Source organism: Leptospira alexanderi serovar Manhao 3 str. L 60 (assembly GCF_000243815.2).
In the GTDB taxonomy this organism is placed as follows: Bacteria; Spirochaetota; Leptospiria; order Leptospirales; family Leptospiraceae; genus Leptospira; species Leptospira alexanderi.
The window spans coordinates 35,001-42,500 of the sequence record NZ_AHMT02000018.1; the positions used below are offsets into that span (position 1 = coordinate 35,001).

Genomic DNA, 7,500 nt, shown 5'->3' on the forward strand with positions numbered 1-7,500 from the left:
TCCAGATAAAAAGTAGAAATAGTAAACAGATAAATCCCGAAGTTAGAAACGAGATTGAGGGACCTCTGCTGAAATAAATTAAACAGAATGCAAATGGAGCAAGTCCTCTTCCTAAAGAGGCGAGACTTCGAAACATTCCGAGATTTGTTCCTTGTTCTTCCTGGCTGGATACGAGAGAAACTAACGTGGAAAGGGAAGGATGAAGTAAAGCGCTTCCAGAAGCCAGAAACGTAAGAGAAATAAAAAGCTGATAGGAATTTGAAACAAAATAGAGCAATAAAAAACCTACGAGCAAAGAGAGTGTTCCTGCTCGAACCAGTCTGGTTTCCTTGATCTTTCCGGAAAGTCTTCGAAAAACGCCACCTTGGATTAAAACGATGATCATTCCGATGTAAACGAAGGTAAATCCGATTGCGACGGGGCTGTAGTTCAAAAATTGACTTAAATAAAAATTGATTGAAAACTCAAAACCAGAAAATGCAAAGACGAAAACAAAATAGAGAAAAGAATATGTAAGGACTTCCTTATTTTTGGAATTGAAAACTCCGATGATGGGATGAATCTTTTTCGTTTCCGATGATGAGGCGCGATTCTTTAGATCGAAAGTTTCCCGAAACCAAAAAATGATCATAAAAAGATTGAACAAAGCGATCGTAGTGGCGGCAAGAGCCGATGCGGGAAACATGGTGAACGTCAGGTCCGGAAACATAAGCTCTAAAAAGCCGGAATCTACTTTCGCAAATAATCCTCCTGTCGGAGGACCCGCGATAAATCCCAGACCTACGCCTGCACCGATCAGTCCCATTCCTTTTGCACGATCTTTTTCGTTTGTGATATCCGCCATCGCTGCAGAGGCCACAGAGATGTTTCCTCCCATGATTCCGGTGATCACTCTGGAAAAAACGAAAAGAGAAAAACTTCCGGAGAACAACCAAATCGCATAACCGAAAAAACTTCCAAAACTCGTAAGAACGAGCACCGGTTTACGACCGATCCGATCCGAAATTTTTCCCCAAATAGGCGCGAATACGAATTGTAAAAGAGAGTAGAGACTTGCGACAATTCCACCGAAAAGAGCGACGAATAAGGACCAATCTCCCGAAGAGGTTTCCATAATGATTCTCGTAAAGTCGGTGAACTTATCAAGGACGGGATCGCCGGATTTAGCGAGAAAGGCTTTGAGCGTTTCGGGGAAAATGGGAAAAATTACGGAAAACCCCATCATATCGATGAATACGGTAAAGAAAAGTACAAAGGAAATTTTATTCATGAGAGGTAGAATGGCTCGAAGACAACAATCTTCCAAGCCACTTACCTTGTCTTAACATTTTCGAAAAAAGAGGGGGCTATTGTTTCTTACTTAAGAGACGCTTTAATTCTTCGAGAGAATTTTTTGCGGTCGCTTTGAATTGGTCCGGGATCGATGCTTCGATTTCCGCGGAAAGACGAATGAAATTTTCCTGTAGTTTGGCGAATGCTTGTTGTCTGCTTTCGCCACCTTTGGAGAGAATTTCGGTCGCATCCTGAACCGTTTTATTCAGAAGTTCCCGGACTTGGTTGGCTTTTATGCTTTGATTTGCTTCTCCTTTTTCTCTCAGTTCCTGGTAAATCGTATCCAATTCGGCCAGAGACTGTTTGACTTTTTCTTCTCCGTTTTGAAACAGAGCGATTCCCGCATTTAGAATATCCATCAATAACCTTTCCAATCTGATTCTCCTTTTGATCTACCAATTGAGTTCGATCGATTATTGTAGAACTTGCACCGGTTTTAAGTCGTCTTTTTTTTAAAACTGTATCAGGAAAATTAAGAATTCTCGATTAACTTTTTGATCTGATCCCGGATTCTGGCTGCGGTTTCATAGTCTTCTGTTTTAAGCGCGTTGTTTAGGGAATCTTGCAGGATTTCCAGTTGGGTTTTTGGAAGCTGGGAGATTTTTTCTCTCGCAATGGATTCTCCCGGAATTTCCTCGTCTTTCATTTCTATTCCGGCTTCTTCGATCACCTTTTTGGCGAGATAGATCGGGGCGTTTGCCCTGAGCGCGAGTGCGATGGAATCGCTCGGTCTTGCGTCGAGAACGATTACGTCCTCGTCCTTACGAAGAGTAATTTTCGCATAAAAAGTATTATCTATGATCTCTTCGATCGATATTTTAATGATACTTACGTTTAAAGTCCCGAGCAGAACGGTCATCAAATCGTGAGTCATCGGTCTCGGAGGTTTGGTTCCGTCCAAAACGGAAGTGATGGAATGGGTTTCCAAAGGTCCTATAAAAATCGGAACCACTCTGGAATCGGAATCATCCTTCGTTTTTAGAAAAACTGCAAATCCTACGTTTGTCAGAGAAATGTCTGAAATTTTTGCTTCTACAAGATCCATTCCCTTTGGAGGCTATCCTTGTAAACCTTTGGTGTCAAATGCTTTCCCGAGGAAATCAATCGAGTTTCTGAATCCAATCGTGAAAGCCAGAACACATTTCCCGAACCGTAGGCATGTGGAAGAGAATTCCTAAATGTCCCTGGTCAAATTTTACGATTTGATTGTTGGGAGAAGGAAGAGATTTCAATTCTTCTTCCACCGAATTTACGGGAACGATTTTATCCAAAGTGCCTAGAACGGAGTAAATCGGAAGTTGGAAATTTCTTTGTAATTCCGTATAATTGATCGAACCGTCGAAAGAAAAGAACGCGTGATCTTTGCTTAACTGAGAACGGATGAACTGTAGAATTACCTTTGTGGATTCCTCGCAAAAAATATCTTCGATCAGAAAATACCATTCCGGAGGAGAAATTTGTCTGTAGCCGACAAAATCTCTTAGGTTTACAACTTTCGTGCTGAGTTCAAAAGAAACCGTTCTCAAGGAAGAATGAAGTCCCAATAAGAACTTAAAGAATTTATTGAGATCCACTGTCGGAAGAGTGGATTGAAGAGAGAACGTAGTCAGATCGAAAAGGAAATCGGAAATCGATTTTGCAGGTAATAGACTGAGTCCCGTTTTGAGCGCATTCATTCCGGGAATATTGGTTCCTACGGAGACGAAGTTTGGGGAAGTCACGGAAATAATTCCGGAAATCGTTTCCTTTGGATCGGGAAGAGAAACTTTGTTTTGAGGATATTTGGAGATGAAGGTTTCATAGGCGGATACATAGTATCTAGGAATCATTCCCCCCATACTGTGTCCCATCACTACGATCTTTTCTTTTGGAAAACTTTCTCGGATCCAATTGAGAACGGCGGGAAAATCTTCCTGGATGAAGTCGTCGATCGTCCATCCTTCTTTGATTCCGTTATACGGAAGAGTTTGTCTGGAGCGACCACGCATATCCATGGAAAAGACTCGGTAACCGTATTTGAGAGCCATCTCTCGCGCAACTTTGTCCATTACCGATCTTCTACAAAAAAAGCCTGGAATCAAAAGAAGGATTTTTCCGGTTTCGTTTGTTTTTTCCGGTTCGAATCGTTTTAGGCTAACCGAAAAACCGTTGTTAGACGGAATAATATAACTCGCATCCAAACGATAGGAACAATTGTAAGTATGACAATCGAATATGATCGAAGTAACCGGATGTTGTTGTCCTCCGGTTCTTGTGTAATAAAGGTGCTTTGCGTAGGAGTGAAGATCCGCTTTCTCTATATTCTTCTTGGCGATATAAGGATCCGCTTTGTTATCCATTTCTCGGGCGACTACAAAGTCCACTACGTCGTAAAAGGAACTCAATTGCTCTCGAACTTCTTCTCTTTGTTCGTCGCTCATCCTATCTCTTCGAATTCCCCATATCATACCGATCGGATTTCCTTTTACGAAAAGGGGAATTCCGGCTGCGTAGTTCATGGTTCCCGAAAGAAGATGTCTTAAATTCGGGTGAATTTTTTCGTCTTTGAGACTGCTAAAGACAATTTCGGGACGTTTTTTAGTTTCGACTGATATGATCGCTTCTCGTATAAAATGCGCGGAAAGATTGTCCTGATCCTGGATCGAAACGGGAAGAGTTCGGTTTATAAATTCTTGAATATCTCTGAGTCCGATTCGAGTCGCGACCTCTTTCATTTTAAAATGTGTGGAGGAGGCGACAATTTTTAAATTCTTATCTTGAATCGCTTCAAAGACCGCATAGTTGAACATAGGTTGATTGTTCGTAAACGTTAAGGCGACGATTTTATTTACGAAGGAGGACCAAACTTTTTCCAAAAACTTATAAGTAGGGTCCGGGATCGGAAAAATGAAAATATCGTCGGCCGCTACGTTAAGTCCGCTCTTACCTCTTTTTTTACGAATCGTAGGTTTTTTTTCGAGAAGTTCAGCCATCTACGACCAGAATTTTGAGTGAAAGCTTCTCTGCCAACCTGGATTTAAACGATTTTTTAGTCTTTTAAAAGAAATATTTCTAAAAAAAGATACGGACCCGAATTCAAAAGTGAGACTTTCGTTTCGGAAATAGTTTCTTTATCGAAAAAATATTCTTTCCTTGGGAAAATACATTCAAAAATTATAAAGTAATACTTTTTTGGAATTGGAGTTTTAAAGAAAGTAAATCGCGAATTTTGAAAGTGTTGTTTTATATTTCCGCAAGATTTCAGTGTTTTGCCGTAAAGGCGGTTGTTGCGTCGATTTAATTTTTCATTCGTGTTAAATCCAATTTTCGGAATCTACCGTTTTGTGTTTCCATTGAATTTGAACTTTATGTTTTTGGAATAGATTTATTTTATCCGTTTCTTGTTTCGCAAAATTTTCCAGTGTTTCTAAAGAAGGGAAGCCGAGATGTTCCGATAAGATTATATCCAGTTAGTTCTGTATTTTTTGTAGATTTGGCTGATATTGATTGGCTTCCTCAAGCAAACGAGAATTGAGTAGATTGGATTCCATGGGTTCGTACTCCTAGATAAACTTTAAATAAACGTGAATTCTCTGCAGGTAGAATTATAGTTTCGAATTTGTAAAGATTTTTTCATTTTATTCTAAAACTACGTATATCGATTCAAACGAATTCCGACTTCTATTTTGTCCGCCATCGTAATGATGAGCGGATATGATTTTGCCTTCGAGCGGCGCTCTTTCGTGAATTTCGAGAACACTCGGATCGGAATTTTTGAGAAGTCGAAAAATTCTGACCTGTAGGAATTCCCTTTTGGAAAGATCGTTTTTATCGGAAATGATATAAAAACCGTCGAGTCCGCTAAGCGAATGCGTAACCGTGTATTCCTCGATCAAAAATTCGGAAAGATTTATATTCAGTTTATCTAAATTAGAAATTTGACGAGGGCATCCTACGAGTTCCGCGCCTTTTAAGAAGATTCTTTTTCTTTTCCAGATTTCAATGAAGTTCTTCTTGTTTTTTAGCGATTCGGTTTAATTTCAGAGTTTCTTGAAGTAGACTGTCGGAACTTTTTTTTAAACTCTCGGATGTTTCCAAGGATTCCAAGAATTGTATTACAATCCGCCATAAAGTCTATTTTTTCCTGTAAGATCATTTCTTGCGAATGATCCGGCTTTTTACAATTCGAGTAAAAAAGGATTAAGAAGAATGCGAATATGCGAAATGTGAATTTCATAGTAAGAAATAGGAATTCGTTTTGAATGAATTTGTTGGTTTTTTTGTGTTTTGGAAAAAACTTGGGAAAATTATAGAACAGCATTTTCGCTTCGCAAATTTTTCGGAAGTTGCGTTTAAAGACATAGCCGTCTTTTCGAAGTTCTGATTGATTTCATTCAGGCCCGCTTTATCGTTTAAACCGCGCAATTTGACCAAACGTTTGTAGTTTTTACTTACCACGTTCAGATATGTTTTGAGCGCTTGGAGACTTGCGTTTTTAACGCTGGAATTTTCTTTGAAGTCGCCGATTCCTTTCAATTTATCAAGTGAAGAAATGAGTTTCGTTTCCCAAACATTTTTCCCGTTTGTAAGGTTTTCCTTGTTCGTCATATCTGTGTTTAACGTGTCCGTTATAGAAGCGTTTCCTATTTCCATAATCTTATTGTTGTAGATCCATAGATCTTATTTACAGCCGGAAGCTAAAAAGAATACACAGATGGTTGCGATAACTATTTTATTTTTTATGGATGTTAAGGGTCGGGGTCGAATTAAAAATGTCAACAGTAAATTGGATTTTTAACGTAAACACACACGGGATCGTTTGTTAAGCGAAGGATAAAATTTTCTTTGATATACAAATTTTTTTTGAATATGAATTCTATGGGAAACTCGCACCAAAACCTGATGCGAATACGATCGTAACACGGGCGGTTATACGACGAAGAGACAGTATTTCAATCCCATGCTTAGGTCCGAGTGGGATTGAATCTGTATAAAATCTTCGGTTCGACCGTGAACTGGAAATTCTTTTTCGGTTTAGGAATTTGGAATATTAATAAGTATATAAGATTTATTTAAGTCGAATCGTTTGTTTTTTAGAAAACAATTAAGGAGTGAACCTCTATAAAGTGAATTTTTTATAGAGATTCCCATAAAATCAATTTCTTCTCTTTGGTTCGTATAACGAATCAAAAGAGAAGATTTTTTAGTTACAAGCTCCCGGAGCTACGCTTCCATCCGCGAAATACACGAGTACGGCGTCATTGTAATTTACGATATCCGTTCCGTTATCAGAATAATATGGAATTTCCTGAAATAACATTACCTCCCTGGTGTGCGGCATCGAAGCTGTTGGTACCCATAAGAATTCCGTGTCCGCCCATAACTCCTTCGATCGTGTTTTGGTGTACTCTTGCCGAATTTATCGTATTCAATAAAACTGTCACAGACAGTCTTTGAGAATCGTATGGCCTTGGATTTGTAATTTTGAATCCGGAAATCTGACTGTTATTTCTAAGCGTCAAAGTTACGTTGCCGTAATTCGAAACGCTATTACCGATCCCTGTAAAATAGAATACCGTTAATTTGAGCGCAAATTCCCGTTTAGACGCAGAATTTAGACACTCTATTATGTAGAGATGAATAGCTCCATTTCCGGAAATCAAAGTGACTCCCGTTTTTGGAGTTGTTCCCGGTGGTCCCGCATAAAGGGAAGAAGTGTGCCTCCGATCAAACCCTTTCCGTTGATATCTCCGTATATATTGACACCCTCTGGAATCGTAATCGAAAATGTTTCTCCAATTGTTCCGTCGTAAGTACCTGGGGCCACTGCGATTACTTTTACATTGCTGTTTTTTAAGGCCAAGATGGCTTTTGTGATTGTACGAAATGGAGCGGATTTTGTGCCCGGAGTAGTAGAATCGTTTCCGGATATGGAATCTACGTAAAATGTAGGTATGTAAATAATCAAGTCGGAAGATTTTCGATCATCATTTATGCTTATCTTTGATTGTTGTGTGTTTACAATACCGAGAATCATTTGAGAAGTTTTTTCATTCCCTCCATTTTCATCGATACATCCCGTTATTAACAATAAAGCCGTAACCCAAATATAAATTTGTTTCATTAATATTCTCCTTTCAATTTGGGACCATAAAAAATATTAGAAATTTTTCAAAGGAAACCGGCGAG

General features: G+C 39.1%; 5 protein-coding genes and 3 pseudogenes (1 of these 8 cut by a window edge). 1 reads left to right on the forward strand and 7 read right to left on the reverse strand.

The features are described from left to right. The 6 genes and pseudogenes from LEP1GSC062_RS06620 to LEP1GSC062_RS06645 form a co-directional block, all read right to left on the reverse strand. On the reverse strand, window positions 1-1,270 hold the 5' portion of the coding sequence (locus tag LEP1GSC062_RS06620) for an MFS transporter (protein ID WP_039941390.1). The gene continues 29 nt to the left of window position 1, outside the view; 1,270 of the gene's 1,299 nt are visible here — the first part of the coding sequence; its start codon is at window positions 1,268-1,270; its stop codon lies off the left edge, out of view. A gap of 76 nt (window positions 1,271-1,346) precedes the next feature. Beyond that, a complete protein-coding gene (locus LEP1GSC062_RS06625; protein ID WP_010577982.1) occupies window positions 1,347-1,706 on the reverse strand; it encodes a phasin-related domain-containing protein in 360 nt (119 codons plus the stop codon). A 98-nt stretch (window positions 1,707-1,804) separates the two neighbouring features. After that, window positions 1,805-2,377 (reverse strand): bifunctional nuclease family protein, encoded by a 573-nt coding sequence (locus LEP1GSC062_RS06630; protein WP_002622072.1) that lies wholly within the window; start codon window positions 2,375-2,377, stop codon window positions 1,805-1,807. 55 nt (window positions 2,378-2,432) lie between these two features. Further along, window positions 2,433-4,304: an alpha/beta hydrolase gene (locus tag LEP1GSC062_RS06635; RefSeq protein WP_020983771.1), complete on the reverse strand. Its 1,872-nt coding sequence runs from the start codon at window positions 4,302-4,304 to the stop codon at window positions 2,433-2,435. Between the two features lie 645 nt (window positions 4,305-4,949). Continuing rightward, window positions 4,950-5,207 carry a hypothetical protein gene (locus tag LEP1GSC062_RS24600; RefSeq protein ID WP_010577983.1) on the reverse strand — a complete coding sequence of 86 codons (258 nt, stop codon included), beginning with the start codon at window positions 5,205-5,207 and terminating at the stop codon, window positions 4,950-4,952. Between the two features lie 430 nt (window positions 5,208-5,637). Further along, window positions 5,638-6,054 (reverse strand): annotated as a pseudogene (locus tag LEP1GSC062_RS06645) (LIC11966 family surface protein); the annotation flags it as partial. Between the two features lie 175 nt (window positions 6,055-6,229). Here LEP1GSC062_RS06645 and LEP1GSC062_RS25795 point away from each other — a divergent pair. Next, window positions 6,230-6,372, forward strand: a pseudogene (locus tag LEP1GSC062_RS25795) (LA_2444/LA_4059 family outer membrane protein); the annotation flags it as partial. Window positions 6,373-6,608: 236 nt separating this feature from the next. On the opposite strand, the pseudogene LEP1GSC062_RS06650 reads toward LEP1GSC062_RS25795, so the two are convergent. Beyond that, window positions 6,609-7,435: pseudogene (locus tag LEP1GSC062_RS06650) on the reverse strand (DUF1565 domain-containing protein); the annotation flags it as partial. Between the last annotated feature and the right edge of the window lie 65 nt (window positions 7,436-7,500).